22 protein-coding genes are annotated in these 22,815 nt (G+C 29.8%); 18 read left to right on the top strand and 4 right to left on the bottom strand.

What is annotated here, in order from left to right; translation table 11 throughout:
* The first annotated feature begins 4 nt into the window (after nucleotides 1-4).
* From ACWW38_RS00585 to ACWW38_RS00515, 15 genes are all read left to right on the top strand, one after another.
* Nucleotides 5-922: a bifunctional riboflavin kinase/FAD synthetase gene (locus ACWW38_RS00585; protein ID WP_456258893.1), complete on the top strand. Its 918-nt coding sequence runs from the start codon at nucleotides 5-7 to the stop codon at nucleotides 920-922.
* 140 nt (nucleotides 923-1,062) lie between these two features.
* A complete protein-coding gene (gene rpsO / locus ACWW38_RS00580) occupies nucleotides 1,063-1,326 on the top strand; it encodes a 30S ribosomal protein S15 (protein WP_456258892.1) in 264 nt (87 codons plus the stop codon).
* 111 nt (nucleotides 1,327-1,437) lie between these two features.
* Complete coding sequence (locus ACWW38_RS00575; protein WP_456258891.1) at nucleotides 1,438-3,555, top strand: polyribonucleotide nucleotidyltransferase; 2,118 nt, start codon at nucleotides 1,438-1,440, stop codon at nucleotides 3,553-3,555.
* Between the two features lie 49 nt (nucleotides 3,556-3,604).
* Nucleotides 3,605-4,909, top strand: coding sequence for a M16 family metallopeptidase (locus tag ACWW38_RS00570; RefSeq protein WP_456258890.1), 1,305 nt, complete (start codon nucleotides 3,605-3,607; stop codon nucleotides 4,907-4,909).
* Between the two features lie 61 nt (nucleotides 4,910-4,970).
* Complete coding sequence (locus ACWW38_RS00565; protein ID WP_456258889.1) at nucleotides 4,971-5,246, top strand: YlmC/YmxH family sporulation protein; 276 nt, start codon at nucleotides 4,971-4,973, stop codon at nucleotides 5,244-5,246.
* A gap of 17 nt (nucleotides 5,247-5,263) precedes the next feature.
* Nucleotides 5,264-6,469 carry an aspartate kinase gene (gene dapG, locus ACWW38_RS00560; protein ID WP_456258888.1) on the top strand — a complete coding sequence of 402 codons (1,206 nt, stop codon included), beginning with the start codon at nucleotides 5,264-5,266 and terminating at the stop codon, nucleotides 6,467-6,469.
* A gap of 56 nt (nucleotides 6,470-6,525) precedes the next feature.
* The gene (locus ACWW38_RS00555; RefSeq protein ID WP_456258887.1) at nucleotides 6,526-7,218 is read left to right on the top strand and encodes a ClpP family protease; all 693 of its coding nucleotides are present in this window, start codon (nucleotides 6,526-6,528) and stop codon (nucleotides 7,216-7,218) included.
* 88 nt (nucleotides 7,219-7,306) lie between these two features.
* Complete coding sequence (locus tag ACWW38_RS00550; protein ID WP_456258886.1) at nucleotides 7,307-9,619, top strand: DNA translocase FtsK 4TM domain-containing protein; 2,313 nt, start codon at nucleotides 7,307-7,309, stop codon at nucleotides 9,617-9,619.
* A 91-nt stretch (nucleotides 9,620-9,710) separates the two neighbouring features.
* The gene (gene rimO, locus ACWW38_RS00545; RefSeq protein ID WP_456258885.1) at nucleotides 9,711-11,045 is read left to right on the top strand and encodes a 30S ribosomal protein S12 methylthiotransferase RimO; all 1,335 of its coding nucleotides are present in this window, start codon (nucleotides 9,711-9,713) and stop codon (nucleotides 11,043-11,045) included.
* Entirely contained in the window at nucleotides 11,029-11,568 is a 540-nt protein-coding gene (gene pgsA / locus ACWW38_RS00540) for a CDP-diacylglycerol--glycerol-3-phosphate 3-phosphatidyltransferase (RefSeq protein ID WP_456258884.1), read from the top strand. The genes rimO and pgsA overlap by 17 nt, the downstream gene beginning before the upstream one ends.
* Nucleotides 11,569-11,737: 169 nt before the next feature.
* Nucleotides 11,738-12,796 (top strand): recombinase RecA, encoded by a 1,059-nt coding sequence (recA, locus tag ACWW38_RS00535; protein WP_456258883.1) that lies wholly within the window; start codon nucleotides 11,738-11,740, stop codon nucleotides 12,794-12,796.
* Between the two features lie 315 nt (nucleotides 12,797-13,111).
* The gene (rny, locus tag ACWW38_RS00530) at nucleotides 13,112-14,626 is read left to right on the top strand and encodes a ribonuclease Y (protein WP_456260382.1); all 1,515 of its coding nucleotides are present in this window, start codon (nucleotides 13,112-13,114) and stop codon (nucleotides 14,624-14,626) included.
* Nucleotides 14,627-14,813: 187 nt separating this feature from the next.
* Entirely contained in the window at nucleotides 14,814-15,074 is a 261-nt protein-coding gene (locus ACWW38_RS00525; RefSeq protein ID WP_456258882.1) for a stage V sporulation protein S, read from the top strand.
* 129 nt (nucleotides 15,075-15,203) lie between these two features.
* The gene (locus tag ACWW38_RS00520; RefSeq protein WP_456258881.1) at nucleotides 15,204-16,397 is read left to right on the top strand and encodes a pyridoxal phosphate-dependent aminotransferase; all 1,194 of its coding nucleotides are present in this window, start codon (nucleotides 15,204-15,206) and stop codon (nucleotides 16,395-16,397) included.
* A 76-nt stretch (nucleotides 16,398-16,473) separates the two neighbouring features.
* Nucleotides 16,474-16,731 carry an HPr family phosphocarrier protein gene (locus tag ACWW38_RS00515; protein WP_456258880.1) on the top strand — a complete coding sequence of 86 codons (258 nt, stop codon included), beginning with the start codon at nucleotides 16,474-16,476 and terminating at the stop codon, nucleotides 16,729-16,731.
* A 37-nt stretch (nucleotides 16,732-16,768) separates the two neighbouring features.
* Here the strand turns inward: ACWW38_RS00515 and ACWW38_RS00510 are convergent, their stop codons facing one another.
* Nucleotides 16,769-16,978: a DUF378 domain-containing protein gene (locus tag ACWW38_RS00510; protein ID WP_456258879.1), complete on the bottom strand. Its 210-nt coding sequence runs from the start codon at nucleotides 16,976-16,978 to the stop codon at nucleotides 16,769-16,771.
* A gap of 190 nt (nucleotides 16,979-17,168) precedes the next feature.
* Here ACWW38_RS00510 and purB point away from each other — a divergent pair, with 190 nt between their 5' ends.
* Both purB and ACWW38_RS00500 read left to right on the top strand, forming a co-directional pair.
* Complete coding sequence (purB, locus tag ACWW38_RS00505) at nucleotides 17,169-18,602, top strand: adenylosuccinate lyase (RefSeq protein ID WP_456258878.1); 1,434 nt, start codon at nucleotides 17,169-17,171, stop codon at nucleotides 18,600-18,602.
* A gap of 287 nt (nucleotides 18,603-18,889) precedes the next feature.
* Nucleotides 18,890-19,879, top strand: coding sequence for a tyrosine recombinase XerC (locus ACWW38_RS00500; RefSeq protein WP_456258877.1), 990 nt, complete (start codon nucleotides 18,890-18,892; stop codon nucleotides 19,877-19,879).
* A gap of 46 nt (nucleotides 19,880-19,925) precedes the next feature.
* Here ACWW38_RS00500 and ACWW38_RS00495 read toward each other — a convergent pair whose 3' ends face one another.
* The gene (locus ACWW38_RS00495; RefSeq protein WP_456258876.1) at nucleotides 19,926-20,324 is read right to left on the bottom strand and encodes a hypothetical protein; all 399 of its coding nucleotides are present in this window, start codon (nucleotides 20,322-20,324) and stop codon (nucleotides 19,926-19,928) included.
* Nucleotides 20,325-20,458: 134 nt separating this feature from the next.
* Between ACWW38_RS00495 and lexA the strand changes: the two genes are divergently transcribed.
* Nucleotides 20,459-21,067 carry a transcriptional repressor LexA gene (gene lexA, locus ACWW38_RS00490; protein ID WP_456258875.1) on the top strand — a complete coding sequence of 203 codons (609 nt, stop codon included), beginning with the start codon at nucleotides 20,459-20,461 and terminating at the stop codon, nucleotides 21,065-21,067.
* A 48-nt stretch (nucleotides 21,068-21,115) separates the two neighbouring features.
* Here the strand turns inward: lexA and ACWW38_RS00485 are convergent, their stop codons facing one another.
* A complete protein-coding gene (locus ACWW38_RS00485) occupies nucleotides 21,116-22,399 on the bottom strand; it encodes a methionine gamma-lyase family protein (protein ID WP_456258874.1) in 1,284 nt (427 codons plus the stop codon).
* 85 nt (nucleotides 22,400-22,484) lie between these two features.
* Nucleotides 22,485-22,721: an RNA chaperone Hfq gene (gene hfq / locus ACWW38_RS00480; protein ID WP_456258873.1), complete on the bottom strand. Its 237-nt coding sequence runs from the start codon at nucleotides 22,719-22,721 to the stop codon at nucleotides 22,485-22,487.
* Nucleotides 22,722-22,815 lie beyond the last annotated feature (94 nt).

Below are 22,815 nucleotides of genomic sequence, written 5' to 3'. Positions count from 1 at the left end.
ATAAATGATAGTATATGAAGATAATTTTAAAATTAATTTAGAAGATAAAACATATATAGCCCTTGGGAGTTTCGACGGATTACATTTAGGTCATATGAGTCTTATAAATAAGACTATAGAGTTAGCTGCAAAAGATAATGCTAAAAGTATGATATTTACCTTTAAAAATCATCCTCGTACTATAATTAATGAGGAAATGGCTCCTAAGCTCATTATTTCAAATAATGTTAAAACTAAACTTCTAGAAGATATAGGAATAGACATTTTAAATTATGCAGAATTTAATGAAGAATTTATGAAGATAACTCCAGAGGAATTTATATCTAATATGCTTAAGCATTATAATGCTAAAGGATTCATTGTAGGATTTAATTATAGATTTGGATATAAAAACTTAGGTGATGTTGAATTGCTAGAAAAGCTGGGTAAAAAACTTGGATTTATAGTTCACATCCTTAATCCTGTAAAAGTTAATGGAGAAATTATAAGTAGTTCTAAGATAAGGCATTTAATATCTGAAGGAGATATAACAAAAGCAAATTATTTTTTAACAAGGCCTTTTATGCTTGAAGGTAAAGTAATAAAGGGTAAACAATTAGGAAGAAAAATTTCATTTCCAACAATAAACCTAGACTACGATAAAAAATTTATACTTCCTAGAGGTGGAGTTTATTTTACTATTGTTGAATACGACAATAAGAAATATAAAGGTATAACTAATATAGGATACAATCCCACTGTAAAGGATAAAAAGCTTAGCATCGAAACTCATATATTAGACTTCAATAAAGATGTTTACGGTGAAACTATGAGAATATACTTCTACAAAAGAATAAGAGATGAAAAGAAATTTGAATCTATTGAACAATTAGCTTGCCAATTAGCTAAAGATAAAGATTACGCAAAAAATCAAAATTTTTAGCTAACAACTAATTAATGTAAAAAAATAATTTACTTTTTAATTGTTATTTGTTATAATACTTGTGAACCTTATCCTATGAATACTGACTGGCCGGCGTTATTCATGGAATAAAGGGGATTACAAAAATGGAGGTGCTTTACATGGAAAAGGCTAGAAAAATGGAAATAATCACTCAATATGCAACACACGAAGGAGATACTGGTTCTCCAGAAGTTCAAGTTGCATTATTAACAGAAAGAATTAATCACTTAAACAACCATTTAAAAGAACACAAGAAAGATTATCACTCAAGAAGAGGTCTTTTAATGATGGTTGGTAAAAGAAGAGGTCTTTTAAATTACTTAAAAGATCAAGATATTGAAAGATATCGTACTTTAATTAAAAAATTAGAATTAAGAAAATAGTTTGGAGCGGGCTAGTACCGCTCTATTATTTTAAAAAAATATCTTTTTTATTAAACTTATTATAACGGGTAATAATACTAATAGGCGATATATTGAAAGGAGGGTATACTTATGAATGAAGCTAAAAGTTTTGAAACAATAGTAGCTGGAAGGACACTCAAAGGCGAATTTGGTAAAGTTGGTATGTTATCAGATTGTGCTTTAGTTATAAGTTATGGAGATACAGTTATACTAGTAAACGTAAATGCTTCAGCTGAACCTAGAGAAGGGGTTGATTTCTTCCCTTTAAGTATTGAATATCAAGAAAGGTTATATGCTGTAGGAAAAATACCTGGAGGATTTATAAAAAGAGAGGGAAGACCTTCAGATAAAGCTATATTAAATGCAAGAGCAATCGATAGACCATTAAGACCATTATTCCCTGATGGCTATAGAAACGACGTTCAAGTTGTATGTACAGTATTATCTGTTGATCAAGATAATTTGCCGAATATATTAGCAATGAATGGTGCATCATTAGCATTATGCTTGTCAAGTATTCCTTTTACAAAACCAGTAGGCACTGTATCAGTTGGCTTAATTGATGGAGAATTTATTATTAATCCAACTTCAAAGCAAAGAGAACAAAGTATCTTAGACTTAACTGTATGTGCTACTCAAGATAGAGTTATGATGATAGAAGCAGGTGGTCAAGAAATACCTGAAGATACAATGTACGACGCAATTATGTTTGGGTTTGAGGAATGTAAAAAGATTGCTGCTTTCCAAGAAGAAGCCATGAAAAAGTATGGAAAACAAAAATCAGAATTAAACTTATATGAAGTTAATCCAGAAGTTGCAGCTGCAGTTAGAGAATTTGCTTTTGATATGATAAAGGACGCTATGTATATAACAGATAAAGATTCAAGAAACGAAGCTATAGATATAGTAAAAACAAAAGCTAATGAACAATTTAGCGAAAAATATCCAGATAATTTGTCTGATATATCTGAAACAATTTATAAGATACAAAAAGAAGTAGTAAGAAATATGATTCTTAATGAAAATAGAAGACCAGATGCTAGAGGATTTAAGGAAATCAGACATATTTCTTCTGAAGTTTCTCTTTTACCAAGAACTCATGGAAGTGGATTATTTACTAGAGGATTAACTCAAGTAATGACTGTAGCTACTTTAGGATCTATAAGTGAAGTTCAAATTTTAGATGGTATTGGAGAAGAAACTTCAAAAAGATATATGCATCATTATAACTTCCCATCTTATAGTGTAGGCGAAGTAAAGCCATTAAGAGGACCAAATAGAAGAGAAATAGGTCACGGTGCATTAGCTGAAAAAGCACTTGAACCTTTAATACCTAGTGAAGAAGAATTTCCATATGCTATTAGATTAGTATCTGAAGTACTAAGTTCAAATGGATCAACTTCTCAAGCTAGTGTATGTGGTAGTACTCTTGCTCTATTAGATGCTGGTGTACCAATCAAAAGACCAGCTGCAGGTATAGCAATGGGATTAGTTACAAGCGAAGATTTACAACAAGAGAAGGTTTTAACAGATATCCAAGGATTAGAAGACTTTTTTGGAGATATGGACTTTAAAGTAGCTGGAACTGAAGAAGGAATAACCGCAATACAAGTTGATACTAAAATAGAAGGACTATCTAATGAATGTATAAAAAATGCAATGTCCGATGCTAGAGAAGCTAGACTTTCTATACTTAAAGTTATGAATGCATGTATACCAAGTCCAAGAGAAGAAGTATCAGTTTATGCTCCAAAAGTATTTACCATTAAAATTAATCCCGCAAAGATTAAAGATGTAATAGGTGCTGGCGGAAAAACTATAAATAAAATTATAGATGAAACAGGCGTAAAAATTGATATTAAAGATGATGGTACAGTATTTGTAACTGCTGAAAATTATGATTCTGGAAATAAAGCTTTAGAAATGATTAACGGCTATAGCAAAGAAATTAAAGAAGGTGAAATTTACTTAGGTAAAGTCACTAAAATATCTAACTTTGGAGCTTTTGTTGAAATTTTACCTGGTAAAGAAGGGTTAGTTCATATATCTAAATTAGATGTTAAACGGGTAAATAAAGTTGAAGATATTGTTTCTGTAGGAGATGAAATATTAGTAAAAGTTACAGAAATTGATTCAATGGGAAGAGTAAATCTTTCAAGAAAAGATGCTATAAAAGAATCCGAAGTTGAACAAGATAATAATAACTAAGAGTAGAAGGGCAGTGATGCCTTTTTATTTTATTTTATGAGGAGGACTAATGTACAACTTAATTAGATTAAAAAATGGATTGAGAGTTGTTATCGAAAGCATAGACTATGTTAACTCTGTTACAGTAGGGCTATGGATTGAAAATGGTTCTAGAAATGAAAATAAACTTAATAATGGTATATCTCACTTTATAGAACACATGCTATTTAAAGGAACTGAAAATAGAAGCTCCAAAAATATAGTTGAATCCATAGAAGATGTAGGCGGTCAAATTAATGCGTTTACTGGCAAAGAAGCTACTTGCTTTTATATAAAAACATTAGATACTCATTTAGAGCTAGGTTTAGATTTATTATCTGATATGCTATTTAATAGTAAATTCTCAGAAGAAGAAATTGAAAAAGAAAAAAATGTAGTTATTGAAGAAATAAAAATGAATAATGATAATCCAGAAGATGTTTTAATGGATCTATATAGCAAAGCAGCATTTGATGAAGATTCACTGGCATTACCTATTTTGGGTACAATAAATACTGTTAAATCCTTTAATAGAAACATGTTAAAAGAATATGTAAATTCTTATTATATACCTGAGAATTCTGTAATATCTATAAGTGGAAAAGTAGATGTCAATACTATTGAAAGGCTTATAGAAAAATACTTTGGACAATGGAAAACATCTAACAAAAGAATAACTAAATATAGTAATCCCCAAATTATAAATAATCACTTATTCTTACAAAAAAATATTGAACAGCTTCATATTAATCTAGGATTTAGAGGATTAGAGCTAGGAGATGAAAATATTTATGCTTTAATGCTTATAAATACCTATTTAGGAGGAGGAGCTTCTTCTATACTCTTCCAAAAAATTAGAGAAGAATTAGGTATGTGTTATACCATATATTCATATATATCATCTTTTGTTAATGGCGGCTTAGTAAATATATATACTGGATTGAATCCAAAATGTGCAGTAGATGCAATTAATTATATAAAAGAAGAACTTGATGATTTTTCGCATAAAATCACTAATATAAATAATGAAAAAATAACTAAATTAAAAGAACAACTAAAGGGTAACTTTATTTTAGGTTTAGAAAGCACTAGTAGTAGAATGTTTAGGAATGGAAGAACTGCACTATTTTTCAATAATATAATAACACCTGAAGAGGTAATAAAAAAAATTGATGCTATAAATAAAAATCAAATTACAGATGTTATTGAAAAAACATTCTCTCATGGGATTGAAAATTCAGCCTTTGTAGGAGATAATTATAACGATAAAAAAATAATAATTGCTTTAGAAGAAGATATAGTAGCCTACAGAAATCCAAAAAAAGTTAACTTATAAGAATAACTCCTTAACACATATCATAAATATATTTATGATATGTGTTAAGGAGGAATTTGTTATGGATGATAAAACAAAATTGTATAGTGAGATAGAAAGATACGAAATAATAAATATTAATAACGGAGAGAAATATAATTATCTTTCTAATAACGATGTAGTAATTGATGAAAATGGTTTTCTGAAACTTTTAATAATAAATAGTAACAAATCTCATTTTAGCTTTTTTGGAGGTAATGATTTTTTAGAGTTACCTTGGGATTGTGTAAATAAAATTGGAGCAAAAACTATAATTGTAGATATAGAAGAAAATGAAGTAAAAAAATCTTATAAATAAGTTAATTGGAGGTAACTATGAAAATTCTTATACAAAAATTTGGTGGCACATCAGTATCTACTTATGAAAGAAGAAAATTTGTGATAAAAAAAATACTTAAAGCCAAAGAAGCTGGATACTATCCTGTAGTTGTAGTATCAGCAATGGGAAGAAAAGGTGAGCCTTATGCTACGGATACCCTATTATCTTTAATGTCACAAAGCTTTAAAAACGCTAATCAATTAGCAGTGGATTTATTGATGAGTTGTGGCGAAATAATAAGTTCTGTAGTTATGTGTAATGATTTGTATTCAGAAAAAATTAATGCTGTACCTCTTACTGGTGGACAGGCAGGTATTAAAACTGATAATAGTTTTAATAATGCTAATGTTGAGCATGTTGACACAAAACTTATTTTGAAACTTTTATCAGAAAATAAAATTCCTGTAGTTACAGGATTTCAAGGCATAAGTGAAGATGGATTTATAACTACCCTAGGTAGAGGTGGAAGCGATGTTACTGCATCTTTATTAGGAGTTGCTTTAGCTGCAGAGGGAATCGAAATATATACTGATGTTGATGGTATTATGACTGCTGATCCTAGAATAGTAGAAGATGCAAAATTAATTAAGGAAATTAGCTACAATGATGTTTTTCAATTCGCAGATCAAGGAGCGAAAGTTATCCATCCAAGAGCTGTAGAGATAGCAATGAAGGGAAATGTACCTTTATTAATTAAAAACACAATGAGTGAATGCGATGGCACAATTATAGATAATATAGGATGTTTAAATTCTACAAATGTTATAACAGGAATAACTCATATGAATGATAGAGTCCAAATAAAGGTTGGCTTAAAAGATAACCTTGATAACGATAACTATCATGATTTACTTCCTGTTTTAGCTGAGAATTTAATTAGCATAGATTTAATTAATGTATTCCCTAACGAGAAAATTTTCACAATAGATGGTAAAGATTTTCAAAAATTTGATACTATAATGAAATCTTTAGAGTTAATTTATTCTTATGTAAGTGACTGTAGTAAAATTGCTATAATAGGTTCTAGAATGAGAGGTATTCCAGGTATAATGGCAAGAATACTTAAATCTTTAATAAAGGAAAAAATAGAAGTGCTACAAACAGCAGATTCACATACAACTATATGGTGTTTGGTTGAATCTAAATACGCAGATGCTGCAATTAATGCATTACATAAAGAATTTGAGCTAGACAATCAATGATATGAATAGTTAATCTCTCTTAAGCAAACACTATGTTTGAAATAGGAGGGAATAATATGAGCGAAAGAGAAGAAAATAGAGAGAACCAACAAGATAAGATTGATTCAATAAAAGAGCTAGGAATTCCCGATACAAGCCAAGCTGGGCAAAGGTTTCAAATCCTACCTATCATAGGACAAATTGAAGGGCATTCAGTATTACCACCTCAATCTAAAGCTACTAAGTATGAACATGTAATACCACAGCTAGTATCTATAGAAACTGATAAATCTGTGGAAGGAGTACTTATTATTCTTAATACTGTAGGTGGAGACGTTGAAGCAGGATTAGCTATTGCAGAAATGATTAGCAGTTTAAGTAAACCGACAGTATCTTTAGTTATTGGAGGAGGTCATTCAATAGGCGTTCCTCTTGCTACATGTGCAGATTATTCATTTATATCACAGTCAGCTACAATGATAATCCACCCAATAAGAATGAATGGATTAGTATTAGGGGTTCCACAAACATTTGATTATTTCAATAAAATGCAAGAACGTATTACTGATTTTATCGTTCGTACTTCTAATATCCAAAAGGATACATTGAAAAAATTAATGTTGCAAACTGACGAATTATTAAATGATATGGGAACTATATTAATAGGTAAGCAGGCTGTTGAATACGGATTAATAAATGAAGTAGGTGGGCTAAGTAATGCCATAAAGCATTTGGAAAATATGATCGATAATAAAAACAAAGAAAACTAGCTAAAGATTTCCCTTTAGCTAGTTTTGATTTATAATATTAAAAGGATAATTAACTCCTATGTAGAACTTAAAAATAGAGGTGGTGTGAATGGCAAAACGAAATTCCAAAGACGTTAAAAAATCAACTGGTGAAAAAACCAGAATTGAGAATGATATTAAGGGGATAATTTTAATTACTATAGGTACACTTATGATATTAAGTATCTTTATTACAAATTCATCAGGGATAGTTGGTAGAACTGTTAAAAGGATGATTATATCATTTATGGGGCTAGGTTCTTATTTTTTTCCATTAATAATTATATTTGTTGGAATAAGCTATATAATAAAAAATGGAAAATTAAATTTTAATAAGAGGTTTTATGGTATAACTATACTATTATTAAATTCACTTATGTTAATTCAAATGATAAATATTAACAAATATTACGTAGACGGTAACCTTCTATACGGTATTAAAAAAATATATAATGAAGTAAGTATAATGCATGGTGGAATACTTAGTTATCTAATAGATATACCTCTATACAAGTTATTTGGAAGTATGGGTTCATATATTATTTTTATATCTCTGTACATAATCTCCTTCATTTTAATACTTCAAATATCTCTTGGTGACATAATACAAACTTCTAAAAATAACAAAAATGATAAAGAATCTATTGAAATTAATAATTCTAGTAAAAATAAATTAGAAGACGCCAATCAATCTTCATTTATTAAAGGGTTAAATAATAAAATAAAGTTAGTTAACTTTATGAAATCTACAGAAGATCCTAGCAACATAAGTGAATCAGAAAAAGTTGAAAAAGAAAGAGAGATAAAAATACTTGATCCTGGAGCATCTTATAGTAAAATACAAGAGGTTAAACATGATAAACCTAATAAAATTAATGATGACTATAAAGAAGTAGCCATGGAAGACATAAGTAAAGAATTGGACAGTGAAATAAATGAAGGCTATTTAAAAGATAAGGTAGAATACATATTTCCTCCTCTTCAATTATTAAATTATAATCCAACAAACAACTATAACAAAAATAGTAAACGAGATTTAATTAATAATGCTTCTAAATTAGAAGAAACTTTAGGAAGTTTCGGGGTTGAAGCTAAAGTTCTTCAGGTAACAAAAGGACCTTCTGTTACAAGATTTGAACTGCAGCCAAATGCAGGAGTAAAGGTAAGTAAGATAACACATTTGTCAGATGACATAGCATTAAGCTTAGCTGCATCTAGCATAAGAATAGAAGCTCCTATTCCTGGAAAAAGTGCAGTTGGTATAGAAGTGCCTAATAAAGAAGTATCCCCAGTTTACCTAAGAGAAGTAATAGAATCGGAAGAATTTAAAAATTTCAATAAAAATATTGCTTTTGCGGTAGGCAAGGATATTGGTGGCAATTGCGTTGTAGCTGATTTGTCAAAAATGCCTCATTTGTTGATAGCAGGAGCCACAGGTTCCGGAAAAAGTGTTTGTATTAATACTTTAATAGTTAGTCTACTATATAAATATTCTCCTGAAAACGTGAAACTGTTGTTAGTTGACCCTAAAGTTGTTGAATTGAATGTATACAATGATATACCTCACTTATTAATACCTGTTGTTACAAATCCTAAAAAAGCGGCAGGTGCCTTAAATTGGGCTGTAACTGAAATGACTAGAAGATATAATTTATTTGCAGAAAATAATGTTAGAAATGTTGAAGGTTATAATGAACTTTACAATAAAGGTAAGATTGGAGAAAAGTTACCTTGGATAGTAATAGTAATAGATGAACTTGCTGATTTAATGATGGTTTGTCCAGGAGAAGTAGAAGAATATATAGGAAGACTAGCTCAAATGGCAAGGGCTGCAGGTATGCATCTTGTAATAGCCACTCAAAGGCCTTCCGTTGATGTTATTACCGGAGTTATTAAAGCTAATATACCTTCTAGAATTTCATTCGCTGTATCCAGTCAAATTGATTCTAGAACTATAATAGACTCAGCAGGTGCCGAAAAATTACTTGGTAAAGGAGATATGCTATTTTACCCTGTAGGAGAATCTAAACCAATCAGAATACAAGGAGCCTTTATATCAGAAGAAGAGGTTGAAAAAATAGTAAACTTCATAAAGTCTCAAAAAAATGAGATTAAATATGAAGAAAATATTATAAATGAAATAAATACCGCTTTTGATAAGAAAGATTCTGATAAGGATGATCTCTTAGATGAGGCTATACAAATCGTTTTAGAAACTGGTCAAGCATCTACTTCACTTATACAAAGAAAATTAAGAATAGGTTATAATAGAGCTGCTAGAATAATCGAACAAATGGAAGAAGAAGGCATAATATCAGGTAGAAACGGTAGTAAACCAAGACAAGTTTTAGTTGATACAGATAGTTTTCAAAATAATAATTAGAAATGCAATATTAGTACTTGTTAAATTCTAATAATAGTTTTAAAATAATTTTTATGGCATATAAATGATTTTTAATTAAGGAGGAAAATTAGTGACTAAATATAAAATAGGACTTGTAAGTTTAGGGTGTGACAAAAATAGAATTGATTCAGAACTACTTCTAGGTAAATTAGTTGAAAAAAATGAAATAGTTAATGACCCCAATCAAGCAGATATAATAATAGTTAACACCTGTGGGTTTATAGAAACTGCTAAACAAGAGTCAATTGATACAATTATAGAGATGTCCCAATATAAAAAGAAACATTGTAAAATGATTATTGCAACTGGTTGTCTAACCCAAAGATATTCTGAAGAATTACATAAACTAATTCCTGAAATAGATGTTATGCTTGGTGTAAATGAGTATAGCAATATTCAAAGCTATATCGATGAATTCTTTAATAAAATCAATAAAGTTTGTAAATGTAACTATAGCGATTCTTCAATAAATGAAGGTAAAAGAATACTAACTACTCAAGGACATGTAGCATATATAAGAATTTCAGAGGGCTGCGATAATTTTTGCACTTATTGTATTATACCTAAAATAAGGGGGAAATATAGAAGCAGAAGTGTAGAGAATATCCTAAATGAAGCTAAGGAACTAGCATCAATGGGAGTTAAAGAAATAATACTAGTTGCTCAGGATACCTCCATTTATGGTGTAGATTTATATAATGAAAATAGATTACATCAATTAGTTAATTCTATATCCCAAATAAAAGGAATAGAATGGATAAGAATTCTTTATACGTATCCTGAAGAAATAACAGATGAATTTATAAAAGAAGTTGCATCAAATAAAAAAGTATGTAAGTATTTAGATATTCCTATACAGCATATTAGCAATTCAGTTCTAAAGCGAATGAATAGAAAAACTACCAAAGAACTAATAATTAATAATATAAATAAAATGAAGACTAGCATAGATGGACTTTGTTTACGTACTTCTATAATTGTAGGTTTTCCAGGAGAAACAGAAGAAGAGTTTAATGAGTTAAAAGATTTTATAATAGATACTAAATTTGATAAACTTGGTGTCTTTAAATATTCTCAAGAAGAAGATACCCCTGCAGCTAATATGCCTAACCAAATTGAAGAATATGTTAAAGAAGCTAGACAAGAAGAACTTATGATAATACAACAAAAGATATCTAAAGAAAAAAATAAGGCCAAAATAGGAAAGTCTTATAAAGTCATTGTAGAAGGAATTAGAGATGAATATTACTATGGTAGAAATTATGAAATGTCACCAGAAATAGATGGTGAAATACTTTTTAAATGTGATAATATATTAAGTATAGGAGATTTTACAGAGGTATTAATAACTGATGCCTTGGAATACGATTTAATAGGAGTTGTTAACTATGAATCTTGCCAATAAGCTTACCCTAATTAGAATAATTTTAGTTCCCTTTTTTTTAATATTTATATCAATTGATAATATATATTCTATTATTATAGCTACAGTTATTTTTATCATAGCTGCTTTAACTGACAAGTTAGACGGTTATATCGCCAGAAGCAGAAATCAAATAACTAAGTTTGGAAAATTTATGGATCCATTAGCCGATAAATTACTAGTCACCTCTGCATTAGTTGCTCTTGTGGAATATGGAATAGTTCCTACTTGGATGGCTATGATCATTATAGGAAGAGAATTTGCAGTTACTGGATTAAGGTCAATTGCAGCCTCTGAAGGAATAGTAATTGCTGCTAGTTGGTGGGGAAAGATCAAGACAGTAACTCAAATGACAGCTATAATTTGTGCTTTGATCACATTAATCTTTAGATGGCAGTATCTTAAGAACATAACTTATATAATATTAATAATTTCTGTAATAGCTACTTTAGTATCTGGAATAGACTATTTTGTTAAAAATAAGAAAGCAATTAGCATGAAATAATGATTAAAATTGTAAAAAATGGATATAACTTATAAAAGTTCCTATATGTAAAATCTTAGGAACTTTTATTCTGTACTATTGACCTAAAGTTAAATATGTTGTATAATTTTATTTAGAACACATGTTCGAACTTTAGTGATTGTAAACCTGAAAGGGGTAGATTAATATTATGAATAATGAAAAGATGAAAGCATTACAGGCAGCTCTAAGTCAAATCGAAAAACAATTCGGAAAAGGTTCAGTAATGAAACTTGGTGAAGATCATGTACTTAATGTAGAAGCTGTATCAACAGGAAGTCTAGCTCTAGATATAGCCTTAGGAATTGGTGGAATTCCAAGAGGTAGAGTAATAGAAATATTTGGACCAGAATCTTCTGGTAAAACAACTGTAGCCCTACATATTGTTGCTGAAGCTCAGAAAAACGGCGGTACAGCAGCATTTATAGATGCAGAACATGCACTTGATCCTGTTTATGCTAAAGCTTTAGGAGTAGATATTGACAATCTAATAGTATCTCAACCTGATACAGGAGAACAAGCTTTAGAAATATGCGAAGCTTTAGTTAGATCTGGGGCAATAGACGTAATAGTAGTTGACTCTGTTGCCGCATTGGTACCAAAAGCGGAAATTGAAGGCGAAATGGGTGATTCTCATGTAGGTCTTCAAGCAAGACTTATGTCTCAAGCACTTAGAAAATTAACTGGATCAATTAATAAATCTAGATGCGCAACTATATTTATAAATCAATTAAGAGAAAAAGTTGGAGTAATGTTTGGAAATCCAGAAACTACTCCTGGTGGTAGAGCTTTAAAATTCTATTCTTCCGTTAGATTAGATGTAAGAAAAATAGATTCAATTAAGCAGGGTGATGAATATTTAGGAAGTAGAACTAGAGTTAAGGTTGTGAAAAACAAAGTAGCACCACCATTTAAGCAAGCTGAATTTGATATAATGTACGGAACAGGTATTTCAGCAGAAGGTAATGTTCTTGATGTAGGTGTTGAAAACGAAATTGTTCAAAAAAGTGGTTCTTGGTTCTCATATAAAGATATGCGATTAGGCCAAGGAAGGGAAAATGCAAAACAATTTTTGAGAGAAAATGCAAATGTGTTAGTAGAAGTAGAAAATCAAATAAGAAGTAAATATAGCCTACCACTTAGAAATTTAGCAGTAAATGACACCAAAGCAGAAAAAGATACTACCAATAAAGTTGTTGAAGAAAAATAACAATCAATAATTTAATTATTTAAGTAGCATTCTTTATAAATCATCTAAATTTTAAATTTAGTATTAAAGTAATGCTGCTTTTATATTTCAAAAATTACAGTAAAAAGTATTAGCATTTTTTTCATAAACTTGACACGAATTTAAAAATAATATAAAATGAATACAAATACTGGTTTAACATGTACAATGGTTAATATATAAACAAATATAACACCTTTTCTAAACTTCGATGACGCTTGTTTACGAATTCCAAATAGGACAGAGTAAGGAGGTGTTGATTTGGCCGATAACTTAAATATATTAGTACCTTTTTTAATAATTGTTGTTATTTTAATTTCTATTTTTGTGATAATATATGTTAGAAAAAATATTTCCCAAGCAAAAATTGCAGAAGCGGAAATGAACGCAAAAAGAATAATTGAAGAAGCAGAAAAAGGTGCGGAATCTATAAAAAAAGAATCTATTTTAGAGGCAAAAGAAGAAGTACACAAATTAAGAAATGATTTTGAAAAGGATTCAAGAGAAAGAAGAAATGAAATCCAAAGACTTGAAAGAAGAATTATTCAGAGAGAAGAATTACTTGACAAAAAGAGTGAGGCTATTGAAAGAAAGGAAGAAGCTCTTACCAAGAAACAACAGGAAATAGGCGAAAAAGAGGCAGGTATAGATGAGCTTTATGAAAGACAAAGACAAGAATTGGAGAAATTATCAAACTTGTCATCAGAAGAAGCTCGTCAATTATTGTTAGAAGACACTAAAAAAGAAATCAAGCATGATGTTGCAATTATGATTAAAGAAATGGAAAATAAGGCTAAAGAAGAAGCTGATAAAAAAGCAAGAGAAATAATATCATGTGCTATTCAAAGATGCGCTGCCGACCATGTAGCAGAAAGTACTGTTTATGTAGTATCATTACCTAATGATGAAATGAAAGGTAGAATTATAGGTAGAGAAGGTAGGAACATAAGAGCTTTAGAAACATTAACTGGAGTTGATCTCATAATTGATGATACTCCAGAAGCTGTAATACTATCAGGATTTGATCCTATTAGAAGACAAGTAGCGAGAATAGCTCTTGAAAAACTTATAATTGATGGAAGAATCCATCCTGCAAGAATTGAGGAGATGGTAGAAAAGGCCAAAAAAGAAGTTGAAAATGATATCAAGGAAGAAGGAGAACAAGCAACTTTTGAAACAGGAGTACATGGTCTTCATCAAGAGTTAATTAGACTTTTAGGAAGATTGAAGTATCGTACTAGTTATGGTCAGAATGTTTTAAAACATTCTATTGAAGTTGCTTATTTAGCTGGACTTATGGCTTCCGAACTGGGTATTGATCCAACTTTAGCTAAAAGAGCAGGATTACTTCATGATATTGGTAAAGCTGTTGATCACGAAGTAGAAGGCCCTCACGCTTTAATAGGTGCTGAAATGGCAAAAAAATACCACGAATCTCCAATCGTAGTAAACGCTATTGCTGCACATCATGGTGATGTTGAATCTGAATCGATTGAAGCTATACTTGTTCAGGCAGCTGATGCTATTTCCGCAGCTAGACCTGGTGCAAGGAGAGAAACTTTAGAAGCGTACATTAAAAGATTAGAAAAGCTAGAAGAAATAGCAAACTCCTATGAAGGCGTAGATAAATCTTATGCTATACAAGCCGGAAGAGAAATTAGAATTATGGTTAAACCAGAAGTAGTTGATGATCTTGGATGTATTGAAATGGCGAGAAATATAGTTAAAACTATAGAGAACGAATTAGAGTATCCAGGTCAAATTAAAGTTAATATTATAAGAGAAACTAGATCTATAGAATATGCTAAATAATTTTTAAGTAAATCAAGATCCTTTTGAAATTTGTTTCATCATAATTGCAAATTCCAAAAGGATTTTTATTTTTTTTGTAGAATATATTAATAAAACAATATGTTTTATTAAAAACTAATAATTCTAAACATATTCTGTAATGTTCATATAACTTTACAGAACGTCTAAACATAATAGGGGGTTAATTATGGAAGTATTAAAGGTATCAGCGAAATCTAGTCCTAATTCAGTAGCTGGGGCACTTGCAGGTGTACTACGTGAATTAGGTTCAGCAGAAATACAAGCAATCGGAGCCGGGGCACTTAACCAAGCTATTAAATCAGTAGCCATTGCAAGGGGATTTGTAGCTCCAAGCGGAATAGATTTAGTATGCATTCCAGCTTTTACTGATGTAGAAATAGACGGCGAAGAGAGAACAGCAATAAAGTTAATTGTTCAACCAAGATAGTATAATTTGTTGTAGAATATAAAGGGCTTGAAATGTCAAGCCCTTTATAAAATTTGAGATAAATGTTTATAATATTTTATAGTACATTTTAATGAATTAAAGTTACATAATAAAAACGGAGGGGTTACAATGATTTTATCAGAAAAAGCAAAAAAAATTTCACCATCATTGACTTTGGCTATAACGGCTAAAGCAAAAGAAATGGCTAATAAGGGAATAGATGTGATAAGTTTTGGAGCTGGTGAACCTGATTTTGATACTCCAAAAAACATTCAAGATGCAGCAATTAAAGCTATTGAAAGTGGTTTAACCAGATATACACCAGCTTCAGGTATAAACGAATTAAAAGAAGCTATAGTTGAAAAATTTAAAGTGGATAATGATTTATCATACAAAATCGATCAAATAATAATCTCAACTGGGGCAAAACAGTGCTTAGCAAATGTTTTCCAAGCCATTTTAAATCCAGGAGATGAAGTGTTAGTTCCGACACCTTATTGGGTTAGTTACCCTGAGTTAATCAAACTTGCATATGGTACACCCGTATTTGTAGATAATAAGAACGAGGATAATTATAAATATACCTTAGAGTCTTTAGAAAAAGCACTAACAGAAAAAACAAAAGCTATAATTTTAAATAGTCCTAATAATCCTACTGGTGCCGTTTATACTGAAAAAGAGCTTTTAATGATAGCAGAGTTTTCAAAAAAGCACGATCTTATAATAATTTCAGATGAAATATATGAAAAATTAATATATGGAGATAATACTCATATAAGTATTGCTAGATTAAGTGAGGATGCCTACAATAGAACTATTGTTATCAACGGTGTATCAAAGTCTTATGCAATGACAGGTTGGAGAATAGGTTATGCAGCTGGGCCAAAAGAAATCATTAAATTAATGTCTAGTATTCAGAGCCATACAACTTCTAATCCTACTTCTATATCTCAATATGCTGCTCTAGAGGCGTTAAATGGTCCACAGAATGGACTTGTATTAATGGTGGAGCAATTTGCTAAGAGAAGAGACTATATGATTTCAAAAGTTGACACTATGAAAAATTTATCTTGTATAAAAGCTGATGGAGCATTCTACATCATGTTAAATATTTCAAGCTCATTTGGTAAAGAAGTAAATGGAATATCCATAAATAACTCTTTAGAATTTTCTAATGCCTTACTGGAAGTTGAAAGAGTAGCTGTTATACCAGGCATAGCTTTTGGTTTAGATAATTATATAAGATTATCTTACGCTACTTCAATGGAAAAGATAGTGGAAGGATTAAACAGGATTGAAAACTTTATATCTAAAATTAGATAATTTATAATTTTAGAAAAAAGTGATATAATGATAATAATTATAAATAACTAAAATAATTTTATAGAGGTGAAAAGATATGGTACAAAAAGAAGCAATTGTAAAAACATCTACAGGCTTACATGCTAGACCGGCTACATTATTAGTTAAAAAAGCCTCTTCATTCAAATCTGATATATACTTAGAGTATAACGACAAAAAGGCTAATGTTAAGAGTTTGATCGGTGTTCTATCACTGGGTGTTACTAAAGATTCTAAGGTGACGATTATAGCTTCAGGAGATGATGAAACTCTAGCCACTGAAGAAATGGTGCGATTGATAGAGTCATTGGAATAATAAATAAAAGGCTGAATAGCCTTTTATTTTTGTACTTCTAACTTTTACTCTTGCACTTTTTAATAAATAACAATGTGTTTATTCCTGATAGTCCTACTAGTATATATACTATTCTTTCTATTAATGGAATTGACCTAAGTAAGAAACTTACAAAATTGAAATTAAATAATCCTATAAGCCCCCAGTTTATAGATCCTAGTATCACTAATAATAATGATATTTTATCTATTGAGCTTAATTTATACATATGTATACTCCCCCTTTTTACATTAATATAATTCATTTCTTAGTAGAATATATTATATATATCAATAAAATAGAACTTATTTTTGTTTAAAAAATACGAACAAAATTACTTACTTATATAAAAATATATGTTATAATATGAATGAAATAATTTATTACACGATATAATATACGTGCATGGAGGTTTGAACATGAATAGAAATACTTACAATACACCATTAAATAGCAGATATGCATCTAAAGAAATGTCATATTTATTTTCAGAAGAAATGAAGTTCAAAACTTGGAGAAAATTATGGGTAGCATTGGCTGAAGGTGAACATGAATTAGGATTAGATATTTCTGAAGAACAAATAAACGAACTTAAAAATAACATAGATAATATAAATTACGAAGTTGCCCAAGAAAAAGAAAAGGAAATAAGGCACGATGTAATGAGTCACGTTTATGCTTATGGGCTTCAATGTCCAAATGCTAAGGGTATAATTCATTTAGGAGCAACTAGCTGTTACGTTGGAGATAATACAGATTTGATAATAATGAAGGAAGCTCTTATACTTACAAAAAGTAAACTACTAAATGTAATTAATAATTTATCTAACTTTGCTTTAAAATACAAAGCTCTTCCAACTTTAGGTTTTACACATCTACAACCTGCACAATTAACTACTGTAGGAAAAAGAGCTACTTTATGGATTCAAGATTTAATGATGGATTTAGAAAATCTAGAATTTTTGATAAAAAGCTTAAAGCTTAGAGGTGTAAAAGGTACTACTGGTACACAAGCTAGTTTTATGAAGTTATTTGATAACGACGAGGAACTAGTTAAAAAACTGGATACATTAATAGCTAAAAAAATGGACTTTGAACAGACTTATGAAGTAACTGGTCAAACATATCCTAGAAAAGTTGATTCAATTGTACTGAATACTCTTTCGGAGATAGCTCAAAGTGCATATAAATTTAGTAATGACTTAAGAATTCTTCAAAACATGAAAGAAATGGAAGAACCATTTGAAAAAAATCAAGTAGGATCTTCTGCTATGGCATATAAAAGAAACCCTATGAGATCTGAAAGGATAAGTGCTTTAAGTAGATTTGTAATAGTAAATTCTTTAAATCCTGCAATAACTGCTGGTACTCAATGGTTCGAAAGAACATTAGACGATTCTGCTAATAAAAGATTATCTGTTTCAGAATGTTTCCTTGCTTTAGATGGAGTTTTAAATTTATATATAAATATTAGCGAAAACATGGTTGTTTATGAGAAAGTTATAAAGTCTCATGTAGAAAATGAATTACCTTTTATGGCTACAGAAAATATTCTCATGGAGGCTGTAAAAAGGGGAGGAGATAGGCAAGAACTTCACGAAAGAATAAGGGTATTTTCTATGGAAGCTGCAAGAAGAGTTAAAGAAGAAGGTTTAAATAACGATTTAATCGAGAGAATAATTAATGATTCTTCATTTAAGATGAGCAGAGATGAAATTTTATCGATTATTGATCCTAATAAATTTATCGGAAGATCAGTGGGGCAAGTTGATGATTTTATAAATAATTCAATCAAACCAATTCTTGAAAATAATAAAAATATTTTAGGATTAGACGTTTCAATTAATGTATAAATTAATATTTAAGAATTTATTTGTAAATTAAACTTATTATCAAAATAAACTCAAAAATGAATTTCAAAATAAATTTATACTTATAAAACTACTGTAGGAAAAATTTAAATTTCTATTTTATATATAATCGCATTGTATATATTAAAATTAATACTATTCCTATAAAGCTATTTGTTATATAATATTAATGTAGTGGTTTAAAATTATGACCACTACATTAATAACATATTTTCAACTTCGCTAAATATAAATTTAGCGAAGTTAGTACATAAAAATAGGAGGGGATTATGAATTATAAGCTTAGAGCCATATTTGATCCAACACTTCCGGAATACCTAAATGAATTTTTAAACTATCTTGGAACCATCAGAGGTAAATCTCAAAATACACTAGCCGGTTATAAGTGGGATTTATCTATGTTTTTTAGATTTTTAAAATTATATAAAGGATACGTAAAAGAAGATATAGAATTCGACCAAATACCTATTGAGGATATAGATGAGAACTTTATAAGAAAAATAAAATTATCCGACTTATATGCTTTTATATCTTTTACTGAAAATTATAGAAATAACAGCAGTTACGCTAGAGCAAGAAAAGTAGCTGCATTAAAATCTTTTTTTAAATATCTTCATGGTAAAGCTAAACTTATCGATGAAAATCCAGCAATAGAATTAGAGACACCAAAAATAAACAAAAGAAATCCAGTTTATCTAACTTTAGAAGAAAGCAAACTCCTACTCTCATCTATCGACGGAGAAAATAAAGAAAGAGATTATTGTATAATTACTTTATTCTTAAACTGTGGTTTGAGACTTTCAGAATTATGCAGCATAGATATATCCAGAATTAAAGAAGATACTTTAACTATTGTAGGTAAAGGAGGCAAAGAAAGAACCGTATACTTAAACACCGCCTGCTTAAAAGCTATACGTAATTACTTATTTATACGTAGATCCAAAGATAACAAAGTAATACCAGAAGATAAGGATGCATTATTTATAAGTAAAAATTACAGGCGAATTAGCAATAGAAGCGTTGAACTTTTAGTAAAAAAATATATTTCAAAAGCAGGTCTTGATAGCAAGAGGTATTCTCCTCATAAATTAAGGCATACAGCCGCTACTTTAATGTATAAATACGGAAATGTAGACATAAGAAGCCTTCAGAAAATATTAGGCCACGAAAATGTATCAACAACACAGATTTATACCCACGTAGATGATGAGACTCTACGACACGCAGTGAGTTTAAACCCTTTAAGCGATGAAGAATAATAAAAAGTCGTTCTAGTAAATACAAGAACGACTTCTATTATTTATACTACTTTTTTATTTTATTAATGGTCACTAATCCAGGAAATACTTCATTTATGATCTTAGAAGATTCTTCATCTTCTAAAAGTTCACTTAACCCATCAACATCATCTATGTATTCTATTTTGATATCAGATTCTGCTAATCCCTCATTCATAGAAGCTAAAACTTCCAAATTCGAACATTTGTTCTTTTCATCGTTAACCTCACTTAAATCAACTTCAAAATTTTCAAGTTCTCCTTCTTCTAATATTTCATCAATATTAATAATTTTAGAATCATATCCCTCTAATTCCAAACATTTGCCACAGTTATTACATTGTTTATTTGAGTTTAAATCACATTTATTACATTCGCCACAATTAATACATAATTTATCGACTTCAAAAATACAAGATTTAGCCATATCTATCCCCTCTTCCTATTTTATTAATGTATTATATCAAAAGATTATATAATAATCAATATTTGCAGAACATTAGTTTGATATAAGCGAAAATCTGTGATATAATTCAAAATATAGGGTAAGGAGTGTATAAAATGAGCGATACTAAAAGAGATAAACAAACTGAAATATATGAATTTATAAAAAAGCAAATAGTTGAAAAGGGCTATCCACCATCAGTTAGGGAAATTTGTGCAGGGGTTGGTCTTAGCTCTACATCTACTGTTCATGGTCACCTAGCTAGGCTTGAGAAAAAGGGATTAATTAGAAGAGATTCTACAAAACCAAGAACTATAGAAATACTTAAAGATCCTATTATAAATAAGGAAATGATAAACATACCTATAGTTGGTAAAGTTACTGCTGGTCAGCCTATTTTAGCTGTAGAAAACATTGAGGATTCTTTTCCTATTTCATTAAATTATATGCCAAGTAATAAAGATTTATTTATTTTAAATATTTCCGGCGAAAGCATGATTGAAGCAGGTATATTTGATGGAGACTTAGCAATTATCGAGAAATGTAATTATGCAGATAACGGAGAGATAGTTGTAGCATTAATTGATAACGAAGCAACTATAAAAAGATTTTTTAAAGAAAAAGATTACATAAGATTACAGCCTGAAAATAAAACTATGGAACCTATAATTGTTGAAGATTGCCAAATTGTAGGTAAGCTAATTGGATTATTCAGAAGGTATTAAACTAGTAAATGATTGAAAGTTTCAATCATTTACTAGTTTTTTAATACATTAATTTAAAATTTTACTTAATGCTATCAATATACCTATTTTAGCATGATCAAAAGTAAGCCCACCTTGTAGATATGCTATATAAGGTTCTCTAATTGGAGCATCTGCTGATAGTTCAATAGAGGATCCTTGAACAAACGCACCTGCAGCCATTATAACTTGATCAGAGTACCCTGGCATATCCCACGGTTCGCAGGACACAAAAGAATCAACAGGAGATCCTAATTGTATTCCCTTACAAAATTGAATCAATTTTTCTTTATCATTAAATTTGATTGATTGAATTATATCACTTCTTCTATCATTATACTTAGGTAAAACTTCAAAGCCTGCAAGTTCCATGATGCGCGAGCAAAAAATCGCGCCTTTTAAAGCTTCCACAGAAACATGAGGAGCAAAAAATAATCCCTGATACATAGATCTTATAACTCCAAAAGTAGAACCACACTCTCCCCCTATTCCAGGTACAGTTAATCTATAAGATGCTTTTTCAACACATTCTTTAGTACCCGCTATATATCCTCCAGTTGGAGCTATTCCTCCTCCTATGTTTTTAATAAGTGATCCTGCTACTAAATCCGCACCTACATCAGTAGGCTCTAAAACATCCATAAATTCGCCATAACAATTATCTACAAAACATACGATATCTTTCCTAACACTTTTTACACAATCAATAACTTCCTTTATATCTTCTATAAGCAATGAATTTCTCCATCCATATCCTGTAGATCTTTGTATATGAACTAAAGTAATAGATGAATCTTCTAGCAATACCTTTTTTATTTCATCTAAATTTGGTTTACCATCCTCTTTTAACTCTAATTGTCTATACTTCACTCCATATTCTTTTAGGGATCCCATTCCCTCTGTATCGTCTATTCCTATAACTCCATGTAGTGTATCATAAGGTTTTCCACAAACAGATAGCATTGTATTATTAGGCCTAAGATTACCAAATAAAGCAGCTCCTAAAGCATGGGTTCCATTTACAAAGTGAGGACGTACAATGGCGCTTTCACAATTAAATATTCTAGCATATACTCTATCTAAAGAATCTCTACCAATATCTCCATATCCATAGCCACTGGAATTAGTAAAGTGAGATTCACTTATTCTTTCCTCCTGCATAGCATTCAAAACTTTTAGTTGATTAAATTCTCTTATTTCATCTAAAAATGCAAATTGATCTTTAATATCATCAATTGCAATTTCATACAGTTCTAAAGCTTTGCTATTAATACTGTATTTATTAGATAATAGTTCTTTCATCTCATTAATCATATGTATAAACCCCCGACTCCTTAGTGTGTTTGACTAGTAAATATATTATCACATAAAAAAAAAATAGGCAAATACTTGCCTATTTTTAGTTATTTTCATCTTGAGTAAATAATATTGGTTTAGCAGGTACTATTGTTGAAACGGCGTGCTTATATATCATCATCTGTTTCCCCTCATTATCCAATATAACTGTGAAATTATCGAATCCCTTAACATTTCCCTTAAGCTGGAATCCATTTGTTAAATATATTATAACTGGAATTTTATTTCTTCTAGCGTTATTTAAGAACAGATCTTGCAAGTTATTAGATGGCTTATTCATAGTTATTCCCTCCACTTTTTATATGTTATATTCTATAAAAATAACTAAAATCCTTTATTTTTGTTTGAATAAAGAATAATTTTATTTAAACAAA

It is taken from the genome of Clostridium sp. JNZ J1-5, assembly GCF_053901425.1.
The sequence above is the reverse complement of the archived record's forward strand: the minus strand, read 5'-3'. Positions and strand labels throughout refer to the sequence as shown.

Bases quoted from the DNA above. Each gene is read 5' to 3' on its own strand.
- ACWW38_RS00520 (WP_456258881.1), top strand. From the start codon at position 15,204: ATGATTTTATCAGAAAAAGCAAAAAAAATTTCACCATCATTGACTTTG.
- recA (WP_456258883.1), top strand. From the start codon at position 11,738: ATGAATAATGAAAAGATGAAAGCATTACAGGCAGCTCTAAGTCAAATC.
- hfq (WP_456258873.1), bottom strand. From the start codon at position 22,721: ATGAATAAGCCATCTAATAACTTGCAAGATCTGTTCTTAAATAACGCT.
- ACWW38_RS00500 (WP_456258877.1), top strand. From the start codon at position 18,890: ATGAATTATAAGCTTAGAGCCATATTTGATCCAACACTTCCGGAATAC.
- ACWW38_RS00495 (WP_456258876.1), bottom strand. From the start codon at position 20,324: ATGGCTAAATCTTGTATTTTTGAAGTCGATAAATTATGTATTAATTGT.
- ACWW38_RS00485 (WP_456258874.1), bottom strand. From the start codon at position 22,399: ATGATTAATGAGATGAAAGAACTATTATCTAATAAATACAGTATTAAT.
- ACWW38_RS00515 (WP_456258880.1), top strand. From the start codon at position 16,474: ATGGTACAAAAAGAAGCAATTGTAAAAACATCTACAGGCTTACATGCT.
- ACWW38_RS00570 (WP_456258890.1), top strand. From the start codon at position 3,605: ATGTACAACTTAATTAGATTAAAAAATGGATTGAGAGTTGTTATCGAA.
- pgsA (WP_456258884.1), top strand. From the start codon at position 11,029: ATGAATCTTGCCAATAAGCTTACCCTAATTAGAATAATTTTAGTTCCC.
- ACWW38_RS00550 (WP_456258886.1), top strand. From the start codon at position 7,307: ATGGCAAAACGAAATTCCAAAGACGTTAAAAAATCAACTGGTGAAAAA.
- ACWW38_RS00565 (WP_456258889.1), top strand. From the start codon at position 4,971: ATGGATGATAAAACAAAATTGTATAGTGAGATAGAAAGATACGAAATA.
- dapG (WP_456258888.1), top strand. From the start codon at position 5,264: ATGAAAATTCTTATACAAAAATTTGGTGGCACATCAGTATCTACTTAT.
- ACWW38_RS00525 (WP_456258882.1), top strand. From the start codon at position 14,814: ATGGAAGTATTAAAGGTATCAGCGAAATCTAGTCCTAATTCAGTAGCT.
- ACWW38_RS00585 (WP_456258893.1), top strand. From the start codon at position 5: ATGATAGTATATGAAGATAATTTTAAAATTAATTTAGAAGATAAAACA.
- lexA (WP_456258875.1), top strand. From the start codon at position 20,459: ATGAGCGATACTAAAAGAGATAAACAAACTGAAATATATGAATTTATA.
- purB (WP_456258878.1), top strand. From the start codon at position 17,169: ATGAATAGAAATACTTACAATACACCATTAAATAGCAGATATGCATCT.
- ACWW38_RS00575 (WP_456258891.1), top strand. From the start codon at position 1,438: ATGAATGAAGCTAAAAGTTTTGAAACAATAGTAGCTGGAAGGACACTC.
- ACWW38_RS00510 (WP_456258879.1), bottom strand. From the start codon at position 16,978: ATGTATAAATTAAGCTCAATAGATAAAATATCATTATTATTAGTGATA.
- ACWW38_RS00555 (WP_456258887.1), top strand. From the start codon at position 6,526: ATGAGCGAAAGAGAAGAAAATAGAGAGAACCAACAAGATAAGATTGAT.
- rpsO (WP_456258892.1), top strand. From the start codon at position 1,063: ATGGAAAAGGCTAGAAAAATGGAAATAATCACTCAATATGCAACACAC.